This window comes from Paenibacillus sp. NPDC093718 (assembly GCF_050279985.1).
In the GTDB taxonomy this organism is placed as follows: domain Bacteria; phylum Bacillota; class Bacilli; order Paenibacillales; family Paenibacillaceae; genus Paenibacillus_AQ.
Map to the genome: position 1 here is coordinate 1 of NZ_JBNNUS010000023.1, position 24,163 is coordinate 24,163.

Below are 24,163 nucleotides of genomic sequence, written 5' to 3' on the forward strand. Positions count from 1 at the left end.
ATTGAATCATTGTATCGAAGTCTCTAATGTCATCAATGACGATCCATTTCAAGTCCTTACCGTACAAATCAACACCATTATCAAGCGTTGTAGTTGTAAATGTGAACTTACGATTCAAAGCCTTTGTTTCAATGACTTCCTGAATTGCTTCTCGATCCAGATACTTGGCATACTTATCGTTATTTCCAGCTTTAGCAGTCTTCTTTTTTACATAATTTCCGTTTTTACCTTCCTCGAACGGATCACTGAAGATGAACAATGAATCATTGTATTTCCTGCTCAGCTCATACAGCTTCTTCACATTGTTGCAAAAATACAAAACCTTTTCATTATCCTTAACTTCTTTGGCAATAAACTGCTCCAACGAATCATCTTCTTCAAAGAAAAACAACTGCTTAATCCTTGAATAGTCTCTTGGAATACGATAAGTGTGTATCTTACGTTTTGCTTTATACTCATCGTTAATGAACTTAAAGAAACTCTTTCCCGTTGCCGTCATGAACATAACGACACTGTTTTTAATCTCAAGGACCGCGCTTAGAGACAAATCATTGTTCTTATTGTAGCTTGCGTCCGTCAAGAAATAATGACACTCGTCACATACAACATAATCAAACATGTCAAAGTCAAGCTTCTCTCCACGAATCATCTTACTCTCGATTGCTTGATAATTAATAATCGTTATCGTATCTTCCTTACCTTTGATTGCATGCCTGATCTGTTCCTTCAGCTTGTTACGGTTAGATATAAATAATATCCTCTGACCGGCATTACAAGCGTCATACAGCTCATTACGAACGAAATGGGATTTACCTGTACCAGTTCCAGCATCAATGCATACGAAATCGCCAGGTTTCCATTCCTTATAGGTGTCTCCAATTACGTCCGACACCCAAACCTTCTTTGTTTCTTGGCTCACTAGCAAATGACTCACTTCCTTAGTAGCTTATTTCTTGCATGTATCTCGTCAATCGCTTCTTGAAATTCAGGTGTGATTTCGTACAACCAGAATTTTTGAAGCTTATCTATGGTCAAAGCTCTAGTGATATAGCGAATACCTTTATCTTGCAATTTGCGCATCATCAATCCGTCATAACAGTAGAAATACCTTCTCATTACTAACCTCCGAAATTGATTAATGTCATTAAGTATTAATGTTATTAATAGGGGAGCCACAATCTAACCGACTCCCCAATATTGAAAAAATCGGAGAAGGCAAAGCTTCTCAAGACTTCCATCAAAGTAGGGCTGGAAGCCCTACAGGATCAAATATCAATGCCGGTGACAGTCAACTTAATACTTTTCCGACTAAGAGCAATGTCAACCAACATTTCAACCTTAACGCTACGACACATCAATAAATTGTATTGTTTAATCTGAGTCCAATCATCAAATACCTGAAGGACATGTTCGCCATCATTACATAAAACAACCTTGCCACCAACGATCTCGATATCAAAAGTAAGATAACCCTTGGTACTCAATCCCGTTTCGATAAAATCAATAACATCCTCATTCAACACCTTAGCCCTGATAGGACTTTTAACGCTGATAACCTTGAGTCGCTTCTTATCTTCCAGATGAATGTTACGCACGATGTTTTGATTATCAATCGGATCAACCAGGACTTTCTTGTACCTCTCTCCTAAGAATGAAATTTCACCTTCAGAGTCCTTAAGGTATACGCATCGATTACTCTTTAGCTTGTCGTTTAGATACTCGAAGACAGGATAGAAGAGATTGATAATGAAGTCCTCTGTGCAGTTCTCAAGATTGCCGATCGCATTAGCAATTGTGGCTAGGTCATATTTGAACACGATCTCATTAGCTACCATGATATTAGCCGCATCGATCTCTCTGTACCTCTCAAGCTTCTCTTGTTTAATCTCATTAATTGAATCCGTATGCAATCTCTCTTCGAAGTCGCTCCATCGCCCATTTCTAAGCTCTTCTTCTCGCTCATTGGACAATTTCCGGTATTTACTTAGGTACTGATTGTTAGCGTCCTTACGTCTTCCTGTGTAGCTCTCATACAGCCTTGTAATGTCATCGAAACAGGAGATGTAATCCTCAACAGAGTAGTCACCATTAATCATTTTCTCTTGGATCAACGGCACTCTGTCATCGAATGACAATGAAGCCTTTTCGATTTCATCCAGCAGATGCGTTTGAATTTGCTTCGAGAAGACATCCAGCAGGCCATACGTGTACTCATAATGACTTGGGACAACGTTTCCCTTGCTCTCTTTGTATTGAAGGAAATGCGCTTTCCGTCCGTACTTTCTATTAACGACCTTCATATCTTCACTGCTCGGAAAGTAAAGGGTTTTTGGTGCATCGATTGAAACCATTGCATTGTAGAGAACCGTGTATATGTCTTTTTCGTTCTCATAAAAGCGTTGGCGTATATACTCTTTGTGATATTTGCTAGCTTGATTCATTGTCAGCCATTCACCAGACTCTAATTTATCTTGGATATAGGCCTTTTTATCTTCAGCATCGATATCACGATAGAAAAGAAACTGCTCACTCTGTAGGTCATAATAATCTGGCACTCTCTGACTGTCAGAATTGATGCTAGCTGCCTTCAAACTGATTTTCCCTATGAGGTTACCACTTGCTTTATAAGTGGCGTAGAAACGATTCTCGGCGTTACATTGCATCATCTTGACTTCACCGTCATCAACATTAATGAAGTATTTGCCGTCCTGGGGAATGACTACGGCATTTCTGATGATTTCATTGTCGATCACAGTACACGCATCTCCATCAGCATCGGCACCCGACATTAGAGCCAGGATGTCTGACTTCTGATTGAAGTAAATTAATTCACGACATGAGCTATACCATTTATCAAGGCGTTCACTTCGGACAAAGGATACATTGTGGACCTCACTGTAGGCACATAACGGATTTCTGCTGATTGTTCTGATATCTCCATTAGCACAGTCACCACTATAAAACTCGCCTGTATTCAATCCGTCACTTCCCTGATCCCGATGCATTGCAAAGTTCATATATGAGATTGGGCAGACTGCGATATACTGGTACTTCGCTTTGACAGTGAATTTACCGCTAGCGATGTCTCTACACTTCTTCTCAATCAGCTTAGCCAGGTTATTCTTAACGAATTTGAGCTTAATGAAGTCCTCGGAGACATTCAGCAGCTCTTCACACTTTGTCACTACATTATTGGTGACTCGGGATATTTCATCCTGAAATGCTTCAGACTCCTCATCGTTATTCGCAACATTCTTGAAGAACAATCGAATTGAATCGATGTTAATCATCCACTCGTCCTGATCTTTCTCTTTGGCCTTGATGAATGGCTTCAGGATTCTACGATAAGATTTAACGTCTGGGCTTATAAGCTCCAGGTAATCATTTCTGCTGAGTGCCAGAGCGTTTACCAATTGATAATTGGTTCTGCGGTATTCTTCAATGTCAGAATCCCTTTTATTGACCTTGGTCACGTAAAGCTTTCCAATGATGTCTTTGTATTTCGGTGATACGCTGCCTAATGCGGCCTTGTATAAATCCATACCATCATGATACTTTGCAAGCTTCACCATGCTTTTATTGAGCAACATTGTATTTGGAGTGACTTCCTGCCAATCCCCCCACATATCAAGCATCTGGTACGTTCCATCTGACTTGCGGCAATACTCAGTGTCGCCATCGTAAACCGTATCGAGATATCCAATGATGTCAAACTTCGTAATCATCCCCTTGATCCCTAGGCCATAACCTCTGATGATTGCAAATTCAACTGGATAATCGACTCCCAGTTCCTCCTCGATCTGCTTGAACACATTCGGCGTTGCAATAGCTCCACCATCGAATACTTCAATGTCTTTATCGAAGTGGTAATCAATCAGGTTATAGTCAACGTTACCTTCATCGTCTGTGACCTTCTCAACGGTCTTGTAGTCCTTTTTGATTGGAAACTTAGGCTGAGGTAATACAATGAAGTTCGGCATCTCTCCTGCGATGTGACAGCTGCTTACGGCTAATGAAATCCTGCTCAGCACATCTTTGTTGATACAGATTTCATTTTGTCTCTCCTCAATCTCGGAAAACTTGCCTAGGCTTATCAAATCCTCAAACTCATAAGCGAATGCTCTCACGTCTTCTCTAATGAAGATAGTCTCACAAATACCATTGTTTTCTTTCTTCATGCCACCAGCAGTTGCAAACCATGCAAAGTACTTAACGTTATTAAATATCAATCCCGTATCCCATACATGCTTTGCCATCTCTTCATTAGTAGACAACATTACCTTTATGATTTCTTCGACAAGTTGCCCATCTTCTAACGGCCTGCCTGTGTATTTCTCCCATGCAAACAACAGAAAGTTGTCTGAAAGGGTTACCTTGTTACTACTCAAGTCTTCAGACGAAATTACATCGTCTTGAATGTCACTTCTTCCAAAACTATAGATTTCGATTTGCTTTTGCTTCACTAAAAAACCCCCGAATCACTTTGCATAAATTGGTATTCCAAATACTTGCATTTAGATAAATTGCAGCTTATAATTAAAAAAGCTTTTAAGGTAATTTCAACATATCACAGGATAATCTTGTTAAATAGATGCTCATTGATTCCTCTGTTACCAGATTATTGATATGAAGAAATTACATTGCATGACTCGACCACCACCACGCGATTAAGCCATGCAATGTGTTCAGATATTAATTAGTTAGCCATTTGTGTTGCGAGAAAGTTTGCGGCGACCTCCACAAGCTTTCTCTCTGCTGCCCCTAGCTTCATATCTTTGTCCTCAGAGAATAATGTAACAGCTCCAACCAAATCCCCCTGATCCGTAATAATAGGCGCAGACGTGTAAGACGCTGCCTGCTCGATCCCCTTTGCAATCTCCCTTTTGAACAGGTTTGTTTCCAGAATGGACTTCCGCATCAACATGCAGTTTTCGATTGCTTCACCGATGTCTTTTCGAAGATGAGACTTGCTACCAGCCGAAGCGACAATTTCATCGAGGTCCGAGATCAGTGTAACGTGACCTGTAGACTTCCTTAATGACTCTGCATACGATTCTGCAAACTCACTAAGTTCCCCGACTGGCGAATACTTCTTGAAGACAACTTCCCCATTATGATCCACAAAGATTTCCAAAGGTTCCCCTTCACGCATCTTCAGTGTTCTGCGAATCTCTTTCGGAATAACGATACGTCCCAACTCATCAATTCTACGAATAATACCAGTTGCTTTCTTTGCCATTTTAAATTCCTCCCAAATGTGATTTCTTCTCACTTGCAATTTCATAATATCACAGGATTCGACTTTACGCAATTCCGAAATTTCGTATTTTTGAAACTTTTTATTTTTACATTCGTATTACAGTTCGCGGAAGCTACAACCGGAACACAAAAAAACCACCGTGAAATAGGTTGGTCGCCTTTTCGGTGGTTTCTTCGCTTTGGATAAGTTTTAAATTGTCTTAATTCCAATATAACACAAAAAAGTTCTCGCCAATCAAAAATAGGCCAAAACTATCAATTTTCACTAGACTGTTGCACAAAACATATATTTTAGACATATCCACAAATCCCGAGAAACCGCATGGTTGAGCTATTTTATCATTGTTGGGAAATTAGTTATCCACAGGACGCATGCTGTATGCACGATTTATTCAAGTTTTATACACAGAATTACATAGTTGCGTAATTGCGGAATTTAATAATTTATGTTACTATATATATGTCCAAGGAGGTAGCCAATGAAACTTTATATTAGATTACAGGATGTATTAGATGAAAGAGGTTTAAAACAAAAGGATTTAGCTGAAATTACAGGAATTAGGCTTGGAACGATTAGTGAGATTTGCAATAACAGACGTAGTACCATTAACAGAGAACATTTAGAAATAATTGCAGAGAAGTTAGAAATTAAAGAAGTAGACCAATTAATAGTTTTTGAATTATGATTGACACACATTTAAAGTAAGTTGAAGAAGAACCTCCTCTCTATGACCTGAGAGCAAGGTTCTTTTTCTATTGAGCTACCCATCACTTCTTATTCTGGTTTTCGAACTGATCTAGCAGAAGACTGATTGCATTATTGATGAAATGTGTTTTAAATCCGCGTTTGTTGTGAGCTAGCTTATTGAGTCGTTTCTTTAACTTCTTATCAAAGAGGAATGTTGTTCTTTCGTGTGTATCCTCCATAGTTAAACGATTCTCTCTTCCAGCTAAAGCATCCTGAATCTTTTTAGTTAAACTTTCCAGTGTTTCATACTCATCTTCTTCTTCTGATTCATCACCAGTGTTACTATTACTTGTTTCATGATATGTAATACTACTATTATTACTGCTTTGTTGACCTGAAACATGATCGTTATCCATGTTATCGGATACTAAAGGGTTTCCATCAACATCTTCAGGTGTATCTCGGTATATTCCATCTTCTTGTTTCGGATCAGCTTCAGTATTAGTGTCATTGATGTTGAAATCTTCAAACGCATTCGTAAGTTTATTATCCTGTCTAGCCATGTTCAATAACCTCCTTGGCAAGTTCGTAATAAAATTCTGCTATCTTCTTTGCCTTTGCATCTTTAGACCAAACGGCAGGTTTTTTCTCATAATAGGTTACGGAAGGATAACGGATACTATTCGGTATTACGGTATCAAAGAAAGCGATGTCGTTCTTCACACAGTACTGTCTGGCTTGTGTAATAATATCGGAGTGCAGAATGGTGTTTCTTTCAACCATCATGCCTATTACACCAGCTATGGATAGGCTAGGATTATGTGACTCTTTGAACTCTCCTAATGTCTTGACGATCCGTATCAATCCTTTGACACCGTAAACTTCAGGAAGGAACGGGATCAGCACACGGTCAGCGCTCACTAGGACGTTACCAGCCATCAGAGAGAGTGCCGGTGGTGTATCAATGATTATGTAGTCATAGCTGTCCTTGATCGACTCTAAGCCTTGCTTCAGCAGCGTGAATGGTTCAGGATACTTTTTAATATTCCCAATAACGTCAAAGTCTAAAAAGTTCAAGTCATGATTGGCTGGTATGAGATCGAGATTCTTGCCTAGCTTAACAATCAAATCCTCTGCTGTCTTCTGACCAACCATTAAATCGTAAACAGTATCCTTGATGTTGTCAGGGTTAAGCCCAAACGTCATAGAAGCATTACCTTGCCCATCTGTATCAACAATCAGCGTTCTCTTCCCCATCTCAGCAAACACACAAGCAATGTTTGTAACCAGTGCTGTTTTGCCTAACACCACCCTTATTCATGGATACTGCATAAATTTTTGCCATGTCAGGTTCTTCCCTTCTATAAGTTATTTTTAATTGATGTATGCCCAAACATATCCCCTGTGAGAGAAATTATGTCCACCACAACATCTGATAATTTGCGAAGCGTTAAAGCCACCTTCTCTTTGCGCATCCATAGTAGAGGAAAACACTAATCGTTCACCTGTGTCTATATGAATGCCGACTACAGCCCTTCTTCTGGTCTTATTTTTCTTTCTGGTGGCTGTTTCAAGACCTCTTTTAATCCCTGTACCATAAACGACATTGTATCGGTTATCACACCACTCTAAGTTTTCAAAGTGATTGTTAGCTTTATTTTCATCTTTGTGATTTACCAATGGCAATCGGTTTGGGTTTGGGACGAATGCATCAGCCACCAATCTATGTACCTTGGCTGTCTTTTTCTTGCTGTTTTTTGTCATATAAACAGCACGGTAACCTTTTTTATCCGTACCCAACTTTAGCACTCTTCCTTTGTTCTTGGTCACCTTTCCATCTGAATGATGGGTTGTCCTGTCGATACTTCTCACATTTCCGAAGTTACTTACCTCATATAATCCCTCGAAACCTGTGATTGCTTTCCATTGTTCAGTCACACTTTTACTCCTTTCGGAATATTAAATGTAGTTCTATTCAATCATACAACATTTATTTTGTCAAACACTTTTTAATCACTTTTTATTACTCGTTAGCATAAATACACAACAGTTTAACTTAATTGTACACGTAAACATAGTACATATTAGTATTACATGTTATGGACACTTACTTCTTCTACCTTAACAGTACCGATTACAGCTGCTATATACGTTGATAACCGTTGACTGCGGTATTTGTTTAGACTAGGCTTAGCCACCATTCTCTCAGCAAAATCAATACGATCAATCAGACCTTTTTTGTGATGATGCATACGATTCATCTCCTTTGGATAAAATGGATTTAAAGTATCGTTTTTATAACTTAAAGTCCAACTTTATGGACTTATAATACACCATCACATCATAAGCGTCAACTATGTAAATTACGGGTTAGTGTATAATAAATCCATGAACGCAAAGGAAGGAGTTTTGAGATGTTAGTGCCTTCGTATAAGCCCCTAGACATAACACTAGTTAAGCAAGATAAGCTTCGTAAACACCTAAGAGATGAAGCAGGCATCTCAGGAACTACACTAGCTAAAATGTCTAATCGTGAGTTTGTTTCATTGTCTGTGATTGCTCGAATCTGCGAGTACCTTGACTGCCGTATTGAGGATGTAGTTGAGTTTGTAGAAGGCGGTAATTGAGGTATTATTATTGTCTCTGTGTGTTATAATGTGATATAACTCTAAGCAAAGGCGTGATAACCTTGAAACCGAAGAAATTTGATAGGATCAGACCTGAAGTATTAGACAGAGCTTTGGCCTTGATGGATAAATACAAGGACACTCTAAAAGGACTCCAGGGCAGATGATACGCATAGACCGTTGGGACGGTCATGCTAAGTATGTTGTCAAAAAGTAAGCTCACCTAACAACTTCTCAGGGCGGTTGGGTGGGCTTACTTTTTTTTATTAGATCGACTAAGGGTGATTAGCTATTGGAGATAGGCAGGTGTCCGTGTATAATAGACGTTAATACAGCATAATAGCTTGCGTGGCGGTCGGCTAATCTCCCTGAAGGGAGGTGATGCCATGAAGGTATTTGAAGCATTTTCTTTGATGTTCATGTTCGGCATGTTCATTCTGAGTTTGCTCACGTACATCAAAAAAAAATAGACCGCCCCGTCCAAAGGTAGGTCTATTTCTTGGCAAAACCTTATAAGCTTTAACCGCCATTAGACGGCAGCTGTATTATAAGAGTGAGGATGTTGACGCATCCTTGCTCTTATTATTAATAAACAAAATGAATCAAACTTATACATCGTTAAAGTTTTACTTTTACCTAGTATAAGTTACCTGAGTTTTTGCGTCAACAGTGTACAAGTTGAATGCCATAAGAAAAGGGAGAGATTGTGTGTCAACGAAATTGAATCTAATCTCACTGTCCCTCATCCTGCGAATGATTGAACTTGCGATCAGCGCAAAGAATGAAGGCAAAAGAAGTTATGGCAAGGATGAGTTCATTCAACTCATACTCGATAAGAAAGCTCATAATTGTCTATCCAGTGTTTATGGTCAGCACTCTGGAATAAAACATTATGAGGATGAAAAAGCAGACGAGTTCAACGGCCTGATCTACGATGCGTACATGTCAAAAGCCCATGAGACTATTAGGTACTTGGACGTTGAAAATGGATATGACATCTTCATCGACCTACTGCTTTCCATTGCGCGTGATATGGCTGCAATCAACGATCTCAAAGCAATACCAGTGTATGAATACGACACAGAAGAAAGCAATGTAGGGATTCAGCATTACGATCCTGAAGATGCCTACTACTCCCCTAGAACGGACAGGTACGATGCCGAATCACAAGCCTGGGACGATCATATCGAATATCTGGAAGAGCATGATTAAGTCGCGTAAATCGCGGCTTTTTTATTTACCCAGCCTGCGGACAAAATAACTGTCTCAAATAATCGTTAAGCAGCTCATCCTGAAGAGAACGGTGAAAGTAGCCACGTATCCCGTCATCAGTGTTATTTTTCAATTTACCACGCTTGTAAAGATTGACGACTTTCTTCCAGACAGACCTAACCTTATCATGAGAAGCGTTATGTATACCGTCACAGGAACGTTTAGCGGCTACACAGGTTGATTTCCAAAGTTGTAGTACAGCATCAGGTGAATTGGTGTAATAAGGCCCTACTATCTCCACAAACCATTTGGCGACATATTGAAGAGGATCGGATTCTTTATTTTTTTCATCCGAACTTGAATAAATAGTTTCAGAATTGTCGATACTATCATTATCGATAAGTTCTTTTGTATTTAGGTTTTTATTAGAGTTCTTATTAAAGTTCTTATGTAACGAAATCGAATCCTCGAAATCCCTTACAGGACAAGGGTTTGAAGGCTCTTTTTGAGTAGGTTGCGCATCGTAATCCGCATCGTAATTCGTATCGTCAGACGCTTCAGATTGAAACCATTTATCCACAGGATTGATGACATAGATGTTATGTGCTCTGCCGCCACGTTTAGTGTGATTATGAGGGATAACATCGATCACGCCGTTGTCTTTTAGGAATTTGATTGCTTTATCAACGGCAGATTCGGAAATTCCAGAATTGTCAGCGATCTCTTTGCGCTTAAGCCAGGAAACGCCAAAGAATGTTTTGGAGTGGAGCTTCAGAGTGTTCAGGAGTTCTTTAACAGATTTGGTCAGTTCAAAATTATCGAAGATGTAACGGATAGTATCCTCAAGTTCGGATACAGTTTGGAAGGATTGGTATTGCTGGAAGTCATTCCAGTAGGCATTCGCGGATTTTCTTCTTAACATAAAAAATTCTCCTTTAAGGAAGCCACACACCAAAATTTAGATGCATGCATATTCCAGGAGAGTCTTCACTTTTTTTTCTCACTATGGTATACTTAATGCATCTAGTATATAGCAAGGAAAAAAAATATGAAGACTCTCCTCGGTGAATCTTTTCTAAGTTAAGCGGCCAAACTTGGACTTAGTAAAGATGTTGGGATGTGGCTTCTATTTTTTTTGTATTTTTTTAGTCTTATTTGATAAAATGGATCGATATATGTATCTGTAATCTAGCAAACTACTTAACAGAAATTATAGCATAGACGTTTAAGTCCGTAAATGAAATGTTATCCACAACCAGCTGAACTTTGTATTTTCTTTTGACTATGCTATAATAATTATTCCCTAGTAGTGTAGAGAATATGAGACTATCCCACGGGCTACCTTTGCTAATTGGCAAGGATGTTGGGAAGTACTCATATTCTCTTTTATTTTGGCTTATTTCTTATCTACAATTTTCAAGATATCACTTACAACCTTCGCCATCTGCGCTCTTGTCATTGGCTCGTTTGGTCTGAAGGTCCCGTCACTGAAACCTCCCATAATTCTACGCTCTGCTACCGTTTCAATCGCTTGTTCTGCCCAATGGCCCTTTGTATCTTTAAATGTCATATCACTCGTATCTCCTTCTTTATAATTAACGCCACAGTACTCACAAATGGCCTTAGCTGCCACTTCAGCACATTTACGTCTAAAGCTGTCAGACTGCAATCTCTGCAAATCCTCTGTATTCGTCATAAACGCATGTTCCACCAAGATTGACGGCATCGATGTCTCTCTGACCATGTGGAAGTTAGTCCAAAGCCCTGGCTTACTCTCTTGAATGCCACGACAAGAATTGCCTAACAGCTGATCCGCATGCTTGTCCCATACCTGAGCCAGTCTCTTTCCGTTTGCAGATGTGTGCCAGAAGAACACCCAATGACCCTTAGCTTCAGGATTTCCGTTTGCATCAGCATGGAAGCTTATCAGAGCCTTAGCACCCTGTTTGTTAGCCCAGGCTGTTCTTGTTCCCAATGGGACCTCATTGCCGTTCAGTGGCTGTGTAAGCAAGACTTCAATCCCATTACACTCCAATAGCTCTTTGGTGTAGCCTACAACTGCCGCATTGAAGGAATGCTCCTCAAATACGGCTCCATTGTGCTTAACACCTTTACCGCCAGTTCGCTTCCATGTATCACTGCCATGACCGGCATCTAAAATTACTTTAATACTCATTTTGATATTTCCCCTCCATGCGAAAAAAAGAGCAAGGCTGATTTAGCCCTGCTCACTGTTTCAACATACAATTAATGTTACATAATAGTATTACATATTACTTAATTTATAATATTGTTATAAATAATTATAATGAATCAAAATTAGTAGGACTATTAAATAACCCTGTTTACTATTTCTTATCCTTATCCGTCTTTGAAGTCGTAGAGAAGTTATACGCACCACTTGCTGTTAGTCCAATCACTGATACGAGTGTAAGTATTTCTTTGATGTTAGTAGGTACGAGGACGAATATTGCTGCGATTAAAAGTGCAATCAGATGGTTGTGCTTCTTGTTGACTCCATAACCCTTTATTACTCCGACATAAGACGTTACTACGGCTGCCAGCATTAAAACTTCATTAGTCAAATATGCTGTATCCATTACGCTGCCACCACTTTATAGAGCAAGGTAATAGCTCCTGCTACAACAGCGCCGATAATTGTTGTACCTGCCCAGAAAATAATCTTATCTATTCTGTCCAGTCTTTGGTGTGCTGATTTAGTACTTTGAAGTGCTTCTGTTGCAACATCTTTAGCATTAATCATAAGGTCAATCTTGGTTTCAACTCTTGTTAAACGTTGTAGAATTTCGTTTGCATCATGCTCAGGCAAATCTCATTCACCCTTTCAATTAAAATGGAAAGAGAACACCCATATGGATGTTCCCCAAAGTTTTACGGTAAAAATAAAGACCAATCAAAGTAACCGCCGATATTTGGACACGGAGTTTCAAATTCAACCGTAAATCCATTGACTGTCTTATCTATATGTCTTACCTGCGTAAACCAGTTCGTTGCAAAGGAAAGTGAATAGTTTGCAGTAGGCATGACAGTAGAAAAACTGATTGTGAGCGTCTTTGCATTTGCAGGTACTGAGCCGGTTCCATAGTTGATATCCTTTTTATGGACCAGCATACGACACCAGCCTAAATGGACATCGTACATAATTTTTCTTCGTGTATCTGCTTCGTAATAAATCTGTTCAGGACGCGCATTAAAAGGCCGATCAGTAGACAAGATGAATATTCCATCATCCGATTCGTCTCCTGCCTTTAATCCAAAAATCAGGATACCATTTGTATCAACCTTACCGTTGTCGTTATATTGAACCGAATTAGCTTTGACGACACAGTTTTTGTGATATGCATCGAGTGTTACGGAATGTCTATGGAATCCAGTGCCATCATACAAGCCCGAGTAAATGATGTTGGATGCAATGACGACATGCTCAACAATATTGTCTTCAGTACCGTTTACATAAACACCGTCATACAGACCGTAATGCACAGGAATATTCGCGTTGTCATAAATCTTGTTACCAGTAATCTGAACATGGCTTGCATGAACTTCAATACCATGACCGGCATGACCTTCAATGTGGCAATTGAAAATCTGAACGCTTGGTGCGCTAGGTGGAACAATTACCCCTGATCCGTTCCGCGTTCCCCAAATGACGGCATTGTTAATGCTTGAACTCGGAGACCCAAGGTATACGCCTGCATATTGGTTGTAGCCGATATCACCACCGTACAAGTGAAGGTCCAAGTTTCTTGGAGAAATATAGAATCCGTACACGTCATTACCATAAGACCAAACATCACGGAAATAAACCGTTGAACCGTAGATACCTTCAGAGCCTTCCAAATAGAAGCCTGATCCAGAACAACTCTCCACCCTTACGTTCTCCATATAAGAGTAGCCAAGGTCATGTAACACAAATCCTGCCCAGCCTGCGGTCTGTTGAAACTTGTTTCCCTGTAGATACATATTCTTGATGACCATCAGGTTATTGAGTGAACCTGTAGGCTCTAAGCTGAACATTGGGCAATTTGCCTTATCTCTAAGATAAAAGATAGTCGATAAGCCAACGCCTTCGTAAGTTCTTCCTTTTAGCAAAAACACGGTCTTGTCGAGGATAAATGTTCCTGAAGGGAAGTAAATGATATCTCCTTCTTTAGATGAAGCAATGGCTCTATTGATAGCATCAGAGTCAGGAGTAATCCCGTCACCCTTAGCTCCAAAAGCTTTGACATTAACAACATTACTTGGAGTCTGACGAAATGCCTGGTCGATCAGCTCGAAGTTACGATTGATTTCATCACGCAACAGGAAATCATCTTCGCCCCATGCGTGTAATTTTAAGTAATCGGTTTTATTTAAACTCATGTAAACCTTCTTTCTAGATAAAAAAGGCAGACGATATTAACCGCCTGCCTTACACATATCTTATATTTTAGATTTCAAACTCGGATACAAACATTGTTTCAAGCTTTCCTAACTTATACTTCTCTACGTCCTTCCACTTCAAAGGAACGGACTCTGCTTCTCTCCACGTCAAATAGGTGAAGAGGAAATCATGAGTCAAATGTGACGGTAACAAGATGTTAGCTGTATTAATCATATCCTTGATTTCTTTTGGGACACCACGCACTTCAGTAATAGTTGTAGTGATCTGATGCTTCTCAGGATATTTCTTAACAACACAACCGTAGAAGGTTTCCGTTAGTATCTGCTCGAAACGCTCCCTTGTAAGAATCTCAGGCTTGCGCAACCTTGATTTAACTTGTTGTCTACGTTGACTTGACTCAGAGTCTTATCTGATGCTTGTATTCCAAAATCTTTTTCCCAAAGGCAGATTCCCTCAACGTTGGTTGAATCGATAAAGAAGTTGTCTTCCAATTCGTCAAGCAAGGCAAAGAATCGAGTAACTTCAATTCCTTGGGATTTCAATAATGCATTGAAGACATCAGAATCCTTGATGAACGAAAGATAGCTTTTCAAGGATGATAAAATGTCACGGTCATATCTATAGACTTCCATCGAAGTCTTAACGGTGATATTGGTGGATATAGTATTAAACTTATCCACTTCACCGATTGTGATTGTACCTTTACCATTTAGCACAGGTTTGGAGTAACGTAATCTTATTGGCTTAGCTGCTAACTCAGAGATGACGGAAATATTGCAAGAGACATAACTGACTCTTACTATTCCCTCTGTCATATCGGATGTAGATGTGTCGTCATAAGAAGTGTTTAACAATCTTGTCGGAACAGCCGTTACTTCACCGTATGCAATCATCGAGGACGCAACGTTCGTATACGTTCTTGTTAGCTTAGTAGAACCAGAAGTATTCGTTGAAATCGATGTAGGAATCGAGTGCATTTGCATTAAACGGGTTTGCCCCGTTGAACTTGATGCTAAAGTACAATCAATATCAAGAATAGCCATATACAATCACCCTTTACTAATTAGTCGAGTGAGATTGTCATGCTACCTGCGGCGATCTTAATTTGATCTTCAGCAGAAACAGATTTAGATGTTGTGATAGCATTATAGAAAAGCAGATTGCCGCCAGTAGCCGCATCCATAATCCCTACATGCGTAACGGTTCCCCAAGTAGCTGTAGCAACTGGGAACAGTGCATCGATCTCACTAATGGAAGTGCCTGCTGTTGCCACGTTAAAGCTAACCACTTGTCGTGCGTATGCTCCACCTGTTACCTCTGCCCCTGTCAGGTCTTCCCCTGGATTGCTAGTAAACAGTGCCACATACAGCTTCGTAGGTGCCGTATAGCTTGTCCCTGCCAAAATGTGATTTAACACTTTATTCTCCAAATAATTACTCATACTCATGATAAATTCATTCCTCTCGGTTATTTAATTACAACTGCACCCATAACAGGTACTTCGTCTTGCTTTAACTCAATGTTGCCTGAACCGTTATTGATCTTGAGATTGGTATAGTCGATGACTCCATCGGCATTCAAAATAACCTCACCGATCTTGGTGATACGAACTACCAAGTCAGTAAAGGCGAGGCTTTTTAGATAATCTTTGACCAATCCTTTAATCTCTTCGATGACTTCCGATATTACTGCACCAGTCCTAAGAGAAAGGCTAACGGAGACATTAATCATGACTTCGCTAACGCCGACAACGGTCACATTTGCATCAATAGGTTCATTGCTCTTAATGAGCGTGTTTACCGCATTGATAACCGTTGCTCCAGGCGATCTCTTCTCTTCACCCAAGAGAACTACCTTGACTGTTCCAGGGCCATTCCACGCTCTAAACACTCGTGCATCAGCGATACCGTTCACTTCTCTTGCCAAGAACCTAAAGTACGCTGGATTGCCCGTTGAAGGCTGTTCCTGTATCGTCAGATAATACCGAGATATCAAGGACTCATCCGTCTCAGGCTCAATTCCACCTGCTGTTGCATTTGGATTATTAACTGAGGTTACTCCCTGGATTGTCACAGGTATAAGCGTGATTTGATTAGCTGGAACATTTCCGTTCACACCAGGCATTACTGCCGAAATATTTATCGTTGCATTACCTGACACTGTTTTGGTTTCAGTTGCTTGAAACTGGACACCATCTTCAGTCATGAACACATCTCCGACCGATACAGTACCGTTTCCTGAGACAATAACTGTCCCAGTTGCCTTAACAGCTTGCTTTCGAGTGATACCAGTACGCTCCTTAATCCTTTGGTCCAGTTCATCACCAGACAAGTTATCTATGACCAATTTTCCCTTTGCTTCCTCTAATTTCTGAAACATATTCCCAAGCTCGATAGCAATAGGAGCTAACGCATCGTATATAAATGAACCTGTTGTTTTGTCATAGTCATCTGGAATATTCGCAAGCATACTGTTGCGATACTCTTCTTCTGTTGCCACTTAGAATAACACCTCCTGTTGGCTAGTTCCGAAAACCGAATCAACTGTGAAACTGACTACCATTTTTGATCCTTCGAGGATGACTTCTAAGTCAGTAATGTCATTGATTTGCTCATGCTGTAACAAGGCTTCTAATGTCTCCCGTTTCATTTCTTCTTGAATAAAGTCAGCAGGAAGATTAGAGCCAATTAAGTCGTCAACGCTTGAACCGTATTCGGTGCCATTATAAATAGGGAATCTGTATTTAGCCGTAAGCAAAGTTTTTTCAATCCATATCTTCAGCGCTTCCAGGCCATTTGCTTCTACCATCTTCCCGTTCCTCAGAACGAATTGTCCTGTCTTAAAATCAAATAAAAAAGACTTTCCTCTGTTGGTCAGAGTAGTCTCTTCGGTAATCGTATCAAATTCCACTTGTGATATTTGCGGAAGGCTCACATTAACCACCTACCTTATTCATTACATAGTAAGTCTGCATATCTGTTGTTGGGATCAGGATGACTTCATCACCGGCAGCCAACTCCATTTTTACAATCACTTCTTTTTCAACCTCAACCAGACCATTAACCGTTGTGTATATGTCGGTATATTTGCCCTTGTAACCCTCAGTCAATGAAGCAGAGATAATCAAGTCTTCCCTTGTCAGGATGATGCTCTTGCCTAATTGAACCTGGATGTCAGGAAGAGGTTGCAATACTGTCCCTACAGCAACTGTCACGATCTTAGGGTTATCACGATCTGTAAACAGCTTAGTTAGGAATAAAATATCTTCATTCATACGTCCACCCCTAAAGAAACGTCCATATAGTGCTGTGCGCCTTCTAGAACATGAGTAACGGATTTGATTAGATACTTGCCACGCATACCTGTAACTGGCTCATTAATCTCAATCAGTCTACCTGCAATGAAATCGTCATGACCAATAAGTCTCATGGTGTTATCCTCAAATATGCGTCCCAGTTCCTTCAGTCTGTTGTTAGCGATATTCTTGGCCTTAGCTACATCCGTCTTCTCAATCGTCTCAGTGTGTTCCAGAAGGCCGTACTGATCGATGAGCTTTTGATTCTTCGCTGTTGCCTTGATTGAATATGAGTCCTTTTCACCCTGTAACACAATCTTGATGCTGTTTCTCATTTCCTGTATTGAACGGGAACGGGTAGGCTCAGAGATAGCATCTGTAACGCTGTTCTTAGGAAGGTTAGTGGAAAGTCTAAACGTGCCACTCACAACAAGGTCTTTCCTTTTGACGATGTACATCTTGCCAGCTCGCATTTCCATTCGAAACTTATAACCGACATCTTTCTCAACCTGCTCGATGATATCAGTAATGATGGTAGCAGGTGTTTCTTCAATGTATATTTTCTTAATCAATGTTGGCATAGAGTCAATGCTGCCTATAGGTATAATAAAGTCGGACAACACCTTCGTTATTGCTTGCTTTGCGTTAATTTTCTTGAATTGGTAAACGCTTGTACTCTCATTAAGATAAACGGCAAGGTCCAAGGATTCGTATGAAATAGGGTTCCTTCCACTTTCATTCCCTCTAATGATGATTCCACGGTATAATTCCCTTGCACCGTTCTTCAGAACCACCATATGGCCTAAATCACAAGGATTCTTAGGGAAAAACTTTGTGTCACTGTACGCGACTTCAAATTCTAACGATTGCCCTAATGTGTCCACATGACTCGACCATCTTACATTTCCGACAATAGGCGTAATATCAATCGTTTTTGAATCTGTAATAAGAAGAAGAGTGTGACTCATATTTTAGGCACACCCTTCACATTAACAAATCTAAATTCAGTCAATTCCATTGTGTAATCGATTCCGTCAGGTCTTCCCACCTTGTATTCAAACCGATCAATGGTCATTGGCAGGTTGATCCGTGTTTCCGTTATGATTAGACGAACCGGCATTCTACGCTCCATCAATCGTTCAAAGATACTCGTGTAGCTATAACCGAACCATTCTTTACTTTTGATAAATGGCGCATTGGTATCTTTACTGAAGGGAAAGAAACTGGAAAAGGATATCTTCTTCAATCCAGTGAAATCAATCAACCTTAAGTCGCCCTGGGAGATCGTATTGAACACGCCATGGTTCTGTTCTAACGAGACGTTAAACTCCTGAGGTGGAACAGGCAGCTGAATGACTGATGCACGATTGTTCTGTGTGATAAATACATCCATATCTTAATACCTCATTACAGGGTTATGTCCACCAAGCCTTGTTACTGGTTTGGCTTGCATAACCATAGTCTTTTTGATGTTGCCAACGATCTGGCTAGTCAACTTATTGATATCTGCTTCCTCTTTAACCGTCACTCCACCCATGTTTATATTGACATGGACATTGTTAGGCTTGCCTGCCGAATCCTTAAGATAGCTAACTATTCCCGTTAATTCTTTAGATGTGACAGGGACAGACTTGCCAGTGCCAAGCATGTACTCCTCTTTAGTCACTGGTTGTTGCTGTGTAATTGGTCCACTTCCTAAGACTTTGGACGAATAGATTGAATTAGGGTCATTCTTGGCCTTGTCAAAGTTACTTCCTGCAAAGAAAGTACCTGTTAGTAACGCTGCTGGGATTACGGCTCGACTTGCAAACTGCAAAGCACTAGAACCTAGAGAACGTGCACTCATTTCTCCGACTGCACCCGTTGCACCTGCTGTAACTGCACCTTTATTAAATGGATTAAGCTTACTCCAAAAGCCCTTCTTCTTTGTGTCGCCACCAGGAGTATTCTTATCGACATCCACATCAGGAAGACTAGTTCCATTGCCACCGTTGACCTTGGCACCAAATACGTTTACTACGCCAGCTTTGATTGTCTGAGTGCCAACTGTGTTATTGCTAACAGTATCAATAATGCCTTTACCAAGGCTAAACACACCTAACCTCTTCGCCACCGTTGCTCCCACTGCTGTCAGGCCAATGGCTTGAGCGATGTCGGGATGTTCATTAGCAAAGTCAACGATGCCTTTGAAGGCCTTGCCGATTTCCTTAAGGATGTTGCCGACAATCTCCATTGGAGTCTTCAGGTCAATAAAGAACTGCTTAATCGCTGGAAGCTTGTCCTCAAATTTGTCCACCATTGAAGACAGCTTATCTCCAATTTTCTTAAAGGTTCCATCGCTGGCCCATTTTTGGAATCTCTTCGATACTTCATCAGCTTTCTTTTTGAGCTTTTCAAATAAACTACCTTGTCTGATGGTTCCGTCAGATGTTACACCCACGATCTCAGCAAGGCCAGTCTTCCAAGTACCCGTAATTGTCGATACAAGACCTTTATAAGTAGCAGCTTGCTTTTCCATACCACCTTTGAAACGATCATCCATCAATGCAAATAAGGCTTCGTTAAACTTCTCCTGATCTACGATCTGTCCCTTTTTGTTGATGATTTCTTGCTTCTTGAACATTTCATTGGCTTTCTTTTCGATCATACCTTTCGTAATTGCGAACTCTTTTAATCGTTCCAATTCTCCGGTCTGTGCGTCTCCGATAGCTTCTACGGCCTGCATTAATGGTTTATTCATGACTGATGCCATGTCACCAATGCTTCTTAATGTCTTCTGTGCTTCGATACCATACGCCTGTAAACGAACAGTACCTTCAATAACCTCTTCGTCCTCAAACGGTGTCTCAGCTGAAAACTTTGAAGCCCATTTCATGATTTCGCCAGCTTTGCCAACGTCCTTCATGACCGTATTAAGAGTTAGCCTGTAACTCTCAAGCGATGCCGCTGCTTCTAAGCCGCCTAATAGCTGATTCTTGGTCCAATCTACAGCTTTAAGTCCCAATAGCGCCGTGCCTAAGCCTACAATCGTCTTAGTCAAAGTGGATGAAGCTTGACCCACTCGATTAAAGCCCTGGACTGCTCCTCTTCCGAATTTGTCCACTCCATCACTAGCCTGATACACACCTCTACGAAACTTGTCTAGACCACTTGAACCTTGGCGTAGTCCTGCACTAAAGTTTTTATCTTTTAGCTGTAGTACCGCTGTTAAAACTTTGTCTTTTGCCATTCATCTCACCATCCTATAAATACAAAAAAAAGAGACAGAATGGCATTAGCCACTCCATCCCTGTTCTTCAAAATGCTTCTGCATGCTAGCCATCATAAAAACCTTGGTGTCATAAGGCAGATTCAGAAGATATTCAACTTTGAATCCCTTTTGTAAATAGTGATGGATGAAGTACAAATCCCCATCACTCTCGATTAGTTTTTTACGTTGTCCACCAATGTAACTTTAGAATTTAATCCTGCCAATTCACTTAGAAAATCAGCAATACTGATGATCTCACCTTGGTCAAAAATATCGCCACTCGAAATCAATTGCAACGGCGTGTCATACCCAAATTCAGCCAGCAGTTTAGGGTCTTTCAAGTTTGGTTCCACGCAGCATTCCAATACCAAATATTCATTAGGATCGACAGTGTTGTCTTTATCAGCTATCTCTAATGCTTCCAGTATCAAAGCCTTGTCAGGAGCTTTAACTGTGATTTCTCCATCAAGAGAAGGAACAAACAATTTTACTTGTTTATTTGTTTTGTTTTTCAATTTCTCTTTCTTCTTAATTAAACTTGTTACTGTTACATTTTTGCTCATAATATTTCATCCTCCGTTTAGTGTTACATATTAGTATTAATTAGTAAGTAATAATAAATAGTAATATAAATACTTAATAGGACTCCCAAATAAGAAGCCCTATTAATATTGTTATTAAGTGTTAATTGTGTCTTGGATGTCGTAGTCGCTGAAGCTGAAACCGATGTCCTCAGTAGTGATTGTTTTTTGCTCGAACTTGAGCAATTGCAAACCATTAAAAGTTACATCTCTTAGAGTAATAGTTTCACGACCACCAGAGTCTGGATCAGCAAGCATGCCAACAACTGTAGAACGAACAGTTTTACCACTCTTAATTGCTTTAGCCAGTTTGTTGATTTGTCTGCTGTAAACATGGTTAATCGCCATTGTACCAGAACCAGTCCAACCAACTTGCTTTCTATAAGCTGCGCCATCATTAGCAATATTGACATCAGCATACTGAATCTCGACTTGAGCATCGAAATTCTGGATTTCTGCAACGAGGTTGCCATCGATCCAAAGTTTTCCGTGAGAACCATTAATCACACGATCTGCGATAGGATTCATTTATTTTCTTCCTTTCTAATTTGCATCATGAAAAGCAAAAAGGGCAAGGTTGCTCCTTACCCAAGCGTTATTACATATTAATGTTGAAGAAGAGGTCTTCCATAGCATCGAGGAACTTTGCAGAACCGCCAACGAATACTTTACTTTGGAAGCTCTTTTCCTTGATTTGTTGGTCAGTCAACTCAGTTGTATCAAGACCTGTACTTTCCCAAGCAAGACGCTGAGCTGCAACGTCAACATCAACCCGATTCTCAGCAAGAGGATCGAGAATGTCACCCTCAATACTTGCAAGGTAACTGTTTACAGAAGACAGGAATAGAGTTTGATTTTCATAGTTGTTGTTCACTTTACCAACATAACTGTCATTAAAAGTGGCAACAATGTCTTCTTTAATCAAATCCATGCCTTCAATGATTTTAATCTTCTTGAAGTCAGCCGATTTCTCAACCGTTGTAGTCGTTAAAGAGTTGACTCCACGACCGATTTTAATCTTCGATCCATCATTGACCAGAATCAGCTCACCTGCGTCAATCGCCTCATTAGGGTCTGCAATCTCCGTAATAGCTTCGACTTCAGGCAAGACATAATAAGTAGCCGAACGAGAAAACGGCAATCCAGCAAGAATACCAGCAATACGGCCTGTATAATCAGAAGCAGAGTATACCTTTCCTTCAGCAGTAATCCCTTCAGTAGTGAAGTTAATCACGCCCTCATGGTCAGCCTTGTTATTAGGCAATACAGCTTTGTACGTTGCTTTATTTACATCTCTTTCCGTCTTGATCCAAGTGCTTACGCTCGATACATCAGCAACTTCAATGCCTGGAATAGCGAGGTAATTCCACTTCTTAGATTTAAGTCTCTTCAGAGCATCATTGTAATCCAGTGCATCAGCATCGAGACGTTCAACGATAACCTTAGAAGGAATCCCAAGGAAAGTCTTTTGGATATAGTCAAGATTCTGAGCTGTCCAATCAGTAGACTCAATCTCACTAATGGATTTATACTCTTTCGTGTCGAATGTACCCGTATCGTCCTTCAGGATCAGGGCAACAATTCCACGCTGCGAACGCTGTACTGCACTCACAGCCAGAGACTTAAATGTAACAATAATTTCAGGAAGTCCCATTAATTAATCAACCTTTCTAATTTCAATCTCTTTCATCAATTCTCCACTACCGCCAATGACGGTGGATTTATTCGAGTCAAGGTAATTCAGGTCGAACTCAAATTGCAGCACACCGTCTGTGACAACGGATACTGTTTCATCAAGCGTGATTGTTCGATCCTCGATCTTAACCGTCAAATTAAACACTTCTGCTAGATCGTCTTGCATTTGCAATAACTCAAGCTCATTCTCGTACATGTCACTCGGAAAGTAATAAATACGAATCGTTTTAGACTTCTCAATGACAAATAGTCCTGAGCTGCTACTGTTATTGTCGATCTCAACAAAAAAAGAAGGACGCTCGAACCCTTCTTTGATATCCCTCGATGTTACGTTGATCTCAGGGAACTTTGTATTCAATTGAGTGGTAATGGATTTGACGATCTGTTTTAGTGTCAACATGTCATCACAAACCTTTATCTAACATTTCATCAAGCCAGTCGCCAATCATATCGACCATTTCATTTTCTTGGAACTCTCTCATCGATTTATCAAGGACGAATTTACCCTTAGCAAAACCATGTTCTTTCTTTTCTGGTTTCTTACCAACGATACGGTGACCCCTCTCGATCCAGTGGGCTTGCATTGAGCTGTTATAAACTTTTACACGATAACTTCCATCGCTAGCCCTGTATGCCTTACCACGTTTCCATCCACGCTGGTAATCACCTTCGATCTTCTTAACTTCAGCCTTACCTCGTGTTAAAGCCTTTTTCCTTGCTACCGTACCCAGTTTCCTCATAATTTTATAGGATTCTTTAGGAACGTCTTGAGCCTTCTTCAAAAGATAACGGTCAAACTTGTCCAGTCCTTCTATCTCCATCCCCATTATGTGAACACTTCCTCAACAAATACTTCTAGCGATTCATTACGGAAATATGGATTTAAGATATAGCGGATGTTAAACCTTTTGCCTTTAAAACGGATATGCATGTCAGGCTTCAGGTCTTTGCGATAGCGAATAATCAGTTTATGGGTAACATTAGTCAAAATACTCTCTGCTTCTTGCTTTTGGAGCTTCCCAGTTTGCGGTACGATCTCTGCATAAACCGATGCTATTTTGCCATCTCTATAAGTGGTCTGATTTAATTCATTCAGAACCTTTGTTTTACCCCAAATCTCAACCTTGTTACGTAGTTTTCCTACTTGCATA

At 40.2% G+C, this 24,163-nt stretch carries 30 protein-coding genes; 4 read left to right on the plus strand and 26 right to left on the minus strand.

Features of this window, described 5'->3' with window-relative positions:
- The 3 genes from ACQKPA_RS32790 to ACQKPA_RS32800 all read right to left on the minus strand — a co-directional run.
- On the minus strand, positions 1 to 919 hold a 919-nt coding region (locus ACQKPA_RS32790; RefSeq protein WP_427496497.1), incomplete at its 3' end, for a DEAD/DEAH box helicase family protein.
- Positions 920 to 1,265: 346 nt separating this feature from the next.
- On the minus strand, positions 1,266 to 4,463 hold the full coding sequence (locus ACQKPA_RS32795; protein WP_427496459.1) for a hypothetical protein: 3,198 nt from the start codon (positions 4,461 to 4,463) through the stop codon (positions 1,266 to 1,268).
- Between the two features lie 233 nt (positions 4,464 to 4,696).
- On the minus strand, positions 4,697 to 5,239 hold the full coding sequence (locus ACQKPA_RS32800) for a stage V sporulation T C-terminal domain-containing protein (protein ID WP_427496460.1): 543 nt from the start codon (positions 5,237 to 5,239) through the stop codon (positions 4,697 to 4,699).
- 499 nt (positions 5,240 to 5,738) lie between these two features.
- On the opposite strand from ACQKPA_RS32800, the gene ACQKPA_RS32805 reads away from it, so the two are divergent.
- Positions 5,739 to 5,945, plus strand: coding sequence for a helix-turn-helix domain-containing protein (locus tag ACQKPA_RS32805; RefSeq protein WP_427496461.1), 207 nt, complete (start codon positions 5,739 to 5,741; stop codon positions 5,943 to 5,945).
- 82 nt (positions 5,946 to 6,027) lie between these two features.
- Here ACQKPA_RS32805 and ACQKPA_RS32810 read toward each other — a convergent pair whose 3' ends face one another.
- The 4 genes from ACQKPA_RS32810 to ACQKPA_RS32825 form a co-directional block, all read right to left on the minus strand.
- Positions 6,028 to 6,510, minus strand: coding sequence for a hypothetical protein (locus ACQKPA_RS32810; protein WP_427496462.1), 483 nt, complete (start codon positions 6,508 to 6,510; stop codon positions 6,028 to 6,030).
- On the minus strand, positions 6,503 to 7,255 hold the full coding sequence (locus tag ACQKPA_RS32815) for a ParA family protein (RefSeq protein ID WP_427496463.1): 753 nt from the start codon (positions 7,253 to 7,255) through the stop codon (positions 6,503 to 6,505). The genes ACQKPA_RS32810 and ACQKPA_RS32815 overlap by 8 nt, the downstream gene beginning before the upstream one ends.
- Before the next feature lie 66 nt (positions 7,256 to 7,321).
- Entirely contained in the window at positions 7,322 to 7,885 is a 564-nt protein-coding gene (locus ACQKPA_RS32820) for an NUMOD4 domain-containing protein (RefSeq protein WP_427496464.1), read from the minus strand.
- A gap of 152 nt (positions 7,886 to 8,037) precedes the next feature.
- Entirely contained in the window at positions 8,038 to 8,199 is a 162-nt protein-coding gene (locus tag ACQKPA_RS32825; RefSeq protein WP_427496465.1) for a hypothetical protein, read from the minus strand.
- A 162-nt stretch (positions 8,200 to 8,361) separates the two neighbouring features.
- Here ACQKPA_RS32825 and ACQKPA_RS32830 point away from each other — a divergent pair, with 162 nt between their 5' ends.
- The 3 genes from ACQKPA_RS32830 (at position 8,362) to ACQKPA_RS32840 (ending at position 9,786) form a co-directional block, all read left to right on the plus strand.
- Positions 8,362 to 8,574 (plus strand): helix-turn-helix domain-containing protein, encoded by a 213-nt coding sequence (locus tag ACQKPA_RS32830; RefSeq protein ID WP_427496466.1) that lies wholly within the window; start codon positions 8,362 to 8,364, stop codon positions 8,572 to 8,574.
- Positions 8,575 to 8,960: 386 nt separating this feature from the next.
- Positions 8,961 to 9,044 carry a putative holin-like toxin gene (locus ACQKPA_RS32835; protein WP_427496498.1) on the plus strand — a complete coding sequence of 28 codons (84 nt, stop codon included), beginning with the start codon at positions 8,961 to 8,963 and terminating at the stop codon, positions 9,042 to 9,044.
- A 238-nt stretch (positions 9,045 to 9,282) separates the two neighbouring features.
- Positions 9,283 to 9,786, plus strand: a complete 504-nt coding sequence (locus tag ACQKPA_RS32840; protein WP_427496467.1) for a hypothetical protein — start codon at positions 9,283 to 9,285, stop codon at positions 9,784 to 9,786.
- Between the two features lie 25 nt (positions 9,787 to 9,811).
- On the opposite strand, the gene ACQKPA_RS32845 is transcribed toward ACQKPA_RS32840, so the two are convergent.
- The 19 genes from ACQKPA_RS32845 to ACQKPA_RS32935 all read right to left on the minus strand — a co-directional run bounded on the left by ACQKPA_RS32845 (position 9,812) and on the right by ACQKPA_RS32935 (position 24,162).
- Entirely contained in the window at positions 9,812 to 10,708 is an 897-nt protein-coding gene (locus tag ACQKPA_RS32845; protein WP_427496468.1) for a hypothetical protein, read from the minus strand.
- Between the two features lie 474 nt (positions 10,709 to 11,182).
- Positions 11,183 to 11,962 carry an N-acetylmuramoyl-L-alanine amidase gene (locus ACQKPA_RS32850; RefSeq protein ID WP_427496469.1) on the minus strand — a complete coding sequence of 260 codons (780 nt, stop codon included), beginning with the start codon at positions 11,960 to 11,962 and terminating at the stop codon, positions 11,183 to 11,185.
- 172 nt (positions 11,963 to 12,134) lie between these two features.
- Positions 12,135 to 12,386 carry a hypothetical protein gene (locus tag ACQKPA_RS32855; protein ID WP_427496470.1) on the minus strand — a complete coding sequence of 84 codons (252 nt, stop codon included), beginning with the start codon at positions 12,384 to 12,386 and terminating at the stop codon, positions 12,135 to 12,137.
- Entirely contained in the window at positions 12,386 to 12,616 is a 231-nt protein-coding gene (locus ACQKPA_RS32860; protein WP_427496471.1) for a hemolysin XhlA family protein, read from the minus strand. The genes ACQKPA_RS32855 and ACQKPA_RS32860 overlap by 1 nt, the downstream gene beginning before the upstream one ends.
- Positions 12,617 to 12,678: 62 nt before the next feature.
- Positions 12,679 to 14,169, minus strand: a complete 1,491-nt coding sequence (locus ACQKPA_RS32865; protein WP_427496472.1) for a glycosyl hydrolase family 28-related protein — start codon at positions 14,167 to 14,169, stop codon at positions 12,679 to 12,681.
- Between the two features lie 336 nt (positions 14,170 to 14,505).
- Positions 14,506 to 15,234 carry a hypothetical protein gene (locus ACQKPA_RS32870; protein ID WP_427496473.1) on the minus strand — a complete coding sequence of 243 codons (729 nt, stop codon included), beginning with the start codon at positions 15,232 to 15,234 and terminating at the stop codon, positions 14,506 to 14,508.
- Positions 15,235 to 15,254: 20 nt separating this feature from the next.
- A complete protein-coding gene (locus tag ACQKPA_RS32875) occupies positions 15,255 to 15,638 on the minus strand; it encodes a phage tail fiber protein (RefSeq protein ID WP_427496474.1) in 384 nt (127 codons plus the stop codon).
- Positions 15,639 to 15,658: 20 nt separating this feature from the next.
- A complete protein-coding gene (locus ACQKPA_RS32880) occupies positions 15,659 to 16,690 on the minus strand; it encodes a baseplate J/gp47 family protein (RefSeq protein WP_427496475.1) in 1,032 nt (343 codons plus the stop codon).
- A complete protein-coding gene (locus ACQKPA_RS32885; protein WP_427496476.1) occupies positions 16,691 to 17,125 on the minus strand; it encodes a DUF2634 domain-containing protein in 435 nt (144 codons plus the stop codon). It lies immediately after the preceding gene.
- Between the two features lies 1 nt (position 17,126).
- Positions 17,127 to 17,465, minus strand: a complete 339-nt coding sequence (locus ACQKPA_RS32890) for a DUF2577 family protein (RefSeq protein WP_427496477.1) — start codon at positions 17,463 to 17,465, stop codon at positions 17,127 to 17,129.
- On the minus strand, positions 17,462 to 18,454 hold the full coding sequence (locus ACQKPA_RS32895; protein WP_427496478.1) for an XkdQ/YqbQ family protein: 993 nt from the start codon (positions 18,452 to 18,454) through the stop codon (positions 17,462 to 17,464). The genes ACQKPA_RS32890 and ACQKPA_RS32895 overlap by 4 nt, the downstream gene beginning before the upstream one ends.
- Positions 18,451 to 18,879, minus strand: coding sequence for a hypothetical protein (locus tag ACQKPA_RS32900; protein WP_427496479.1), 429 nt, complete (start codon positions 18,877 to 18,879; stop codon positions 18,451 to 18,453). The genes ACQKPA_RS32895 and ACQKPA_RS32900 overlap by 4 nt, the downstream gene beginning before the upstream one ends.
- Positions 18,880 to 18,882: 3 nt before the next feature.
- The gene (locus ACQKPA_RS32905; RefSeq protein WP_427496480.1) at positions 18,883 to 20,715 is read right to left on the minus strand and encodes a hypothetical protein; all 1,833 of its coding nucleotides are present in this window, start codon (positions 20,713 to 20,715) and stop codon (positions 18,883 to 18,885) included.
- Positions 20,716 to 20,909: 194 nt separating this feature from the next.
- Positions 20,910 to 21,299, minus strand: coding sequence for a phage tail assembly chaperone (locus ACQKPA_RS32910; protein WP_427496481.1), 390 nt, complete (start codon positions 21,297 to 21,299; stop codon positions 20,910 to 20,912).
- A gap of 114 nt (positions 21,300 to 21,413) precedes the next feature.
- Entirely contained in the window at positions 21,414 to 21,845 is a 432-nt protein-coding gene (locus tag ACQKPA_RS32915; RefSeq protein ID WP_427496482.1) for a phage tail tube protein, read from the minus strand.
- A 70-nt stretch (positions 21,846 to 21,915) separates the two neighbouring features.
- On the minus strand, positions 21,916 to 22,971 hold the full coding sequence (locus ACQKPA_RS32920) for a phage tail sheath subtilisin-like domain-containing protein (protein ID WP_427496483.1): 1,056 nt from the start codon (positions 22,969 to 22,971) through the stop codon (positions 21,916 to 21,918).
- A 3-nt stretch (positions 22,972 to 22,974) separates the two neighbouring features.
- Positions 22,975 to 23,412 carry a phage tail terminator family protein gene (locus tag ACQKPA_RS32925; protein ID WP_427496484.1) on the minus strand — a complete coding sequence of 146 codons (438 nt, stop codon included), beginning with the start codon at positions 23,410 to 23,412 and terminating at the stop codon, positions 22,975 to 22,977.
- 4 nt (positions 23,413 to 23,416) lie between these two features.
- Positions 23,417 to 23,839, minus strand: coding sequence for an HK97 gp10 family phage protein (locus ACQKPA_RS32930; protein WP_427496485.1), 423 nt, complete (start codon positions 23,837 to 23,839; stop codon positions 23,417 to 23,419).
- Complete coding sequence (locus ACQKPA_RS32935; protein ID WP_427496486.1) at positions 23,839 to 24,162, minus strand: phage head closure protein; 324 nt, start codon at positions 24,160 to 24,162, stop codon at positions 23,839 to 23,841. Before ACQKPA_RS32935 ends, ACQKPA_RS32930 begins: the two co-directional genes overlap by 1 nt.
- Between the last annotated feature and the right edge of the window lies 1 nt (position 24,163).

Bases quoted from the DNA above. Each gene is read 5' to 3' on its own strand.
- ACQKPA_RS32850 (WP_427496469.1), bottom strand. From the start codon at position 11,962: ATGAGTATTAAAGTAATTTTAGATGCCGGTCATGGCAGTGATACATGG.
- ACQKPA_RS32910 (WP_427496481.1), bottom strand. From the start codon at position 21,299: ATGAGCAAAAATGTAACAGTAACAAGTTTAATTAAGAAGAAAGAGAAA.
- ACQKPA_RS32905 (WP_427496480.1), bottom strand. From the start codon at position 20,715: ATGGCAAAAGACAAAGTTTTAACAGCGGTACTACAGCTAAAAGATAAA.
- ACQKPA_RS32890 (WP_427496477.1), bottom strand. From the start codon at position 17,465: ATGAATGAAGATATTTTATTCCTAACTAAGCTGTTTACAGATCGTGAT.
- ACQKPA_RS32870 (WP_427496473.1), bottom strand. From the start codon at position 15,234: ATGGCTATTCTTGATATTGATTGTACTTTAGCATCAAGTTCAACGGGG.
- ACQKPA_RS32925 (WP_427496484.1), bottom strand. From the start codon at position 23,412: ATGTTGACACTAAAACAGATCGTCAAATCCATTACCACTCAATTGAAT.
- ACQKPA_RS32810 (WP_427496462.1), bottom strand. From the start codon at position 6,510: ATGGCTAGACAGGATAATAAACTTACGAATGCGTTTGAAGATTTCAAC.
- ACQKPA_RS32875 (WP_427496474.1), bottom strand. From the start codon at position 15,638: ATGAGTATGAGTAATTATTTGGAGAATAAAGTGTTAAATCACATTTTG.
- ACQKPA_RS32895 (WP_427496478.1), bottom strand. From the start codon at position 18,454: ATGAGTCACACTCTTCTTCTTATTACAGATTCAAAAACGATTGATATT.
- ACQKPA_RS32915 (WP_427496482.1), bottom strand. From the start codon at position 21,845: ATGAATCCTATCGCAGATCGTGTGATTAATGGTTCTCACGGAAAACTT.
- ACQKPA_RS32855 (WP_427496470.1), bottom strand. From the start codon at position 12,386: ATGGATACAGCATATTTGACTAATGAAGTTTTAATGCTGGCAGCCGTA.
- ACQKPA_RS32845 (WP_427496468.1), bottom strand. From the start codon at position 10,708: ATGTTAAGAAGAAAATCCGCGAATGCCTACTGGAATGACTTCCAGCAA.
- ACQKPA_RS32825 (WP_427496465.1), bottom strand. From the start codon at position 8,199: ATGCATCATCACAAAAAAGGTCTGATTGATCGTATTGATTTTGCTGAG.
- ACQKPA_RS32800 (WP_427496460.1), bottom strand. From the start codon at position 5,239: ATGGCAAAGAAAGCAACTGGTATTATTCGTAGAATTGATGAGTTGGGA.
- ACQKPA_RS32930 (WP_427496485.1), bottom strand. From the start codon at position 23,839: ATGGGGATGGAGATAGAAGGACTGGACAAGTTTGACCGTTATCTTTTG.
- ACQKPA_RS32935 (WP_427496486.1), bottom strand. From the start codon at position 24,162: ATGCAAGTAGGAAAACTACGTAACAAGGTTGAGATTTGGGGTAAAACA.
- ACQKPA_RS32805 (WP_427496461.1), top strand. From the start codon at position 5,739: ATGAAACTTTATATTAGATTACAGGATGTATTAGATGAAAGAGGTTTA.
- ACQKPA_RS32835 (WP_427496498.1), top strand. From the start codon at position 8,961: ATGAAGGTATTTGAAGCATTTTCTTTGATGTTCATGTTCGGCATGTTC.
- ACQKPA_RS32865 (WP_427496472.1), bottom strand. From the start codon at position 14,169: ATGAGTTTAAATAAAACCGATTACTTAAAATTACACGCATGGGGCGAA.
- ACQKPA_RS32830 (WP_427496466.1), top strand. From the start codon at position 8,362: ATGTTAGTGCCTTCGTATAAGCCCCTAGACATAACACTAGTTAAGCAA.
- ACQKPA_RS32920 (WP_427496483.1), bottom strand. From the start codon at position 22,971: ATGGGACTTCCTGAAATTATTGTTACATTTAAGTCTCTGGCTGTGAGT.
- ACQKPA_RS32900 (WP_427496479.1), bottom strand. From the start codon at position 18,879: ATGGATGTATTTATCACACAGAACAATCGTGCATCAGTCATTCAGCTG.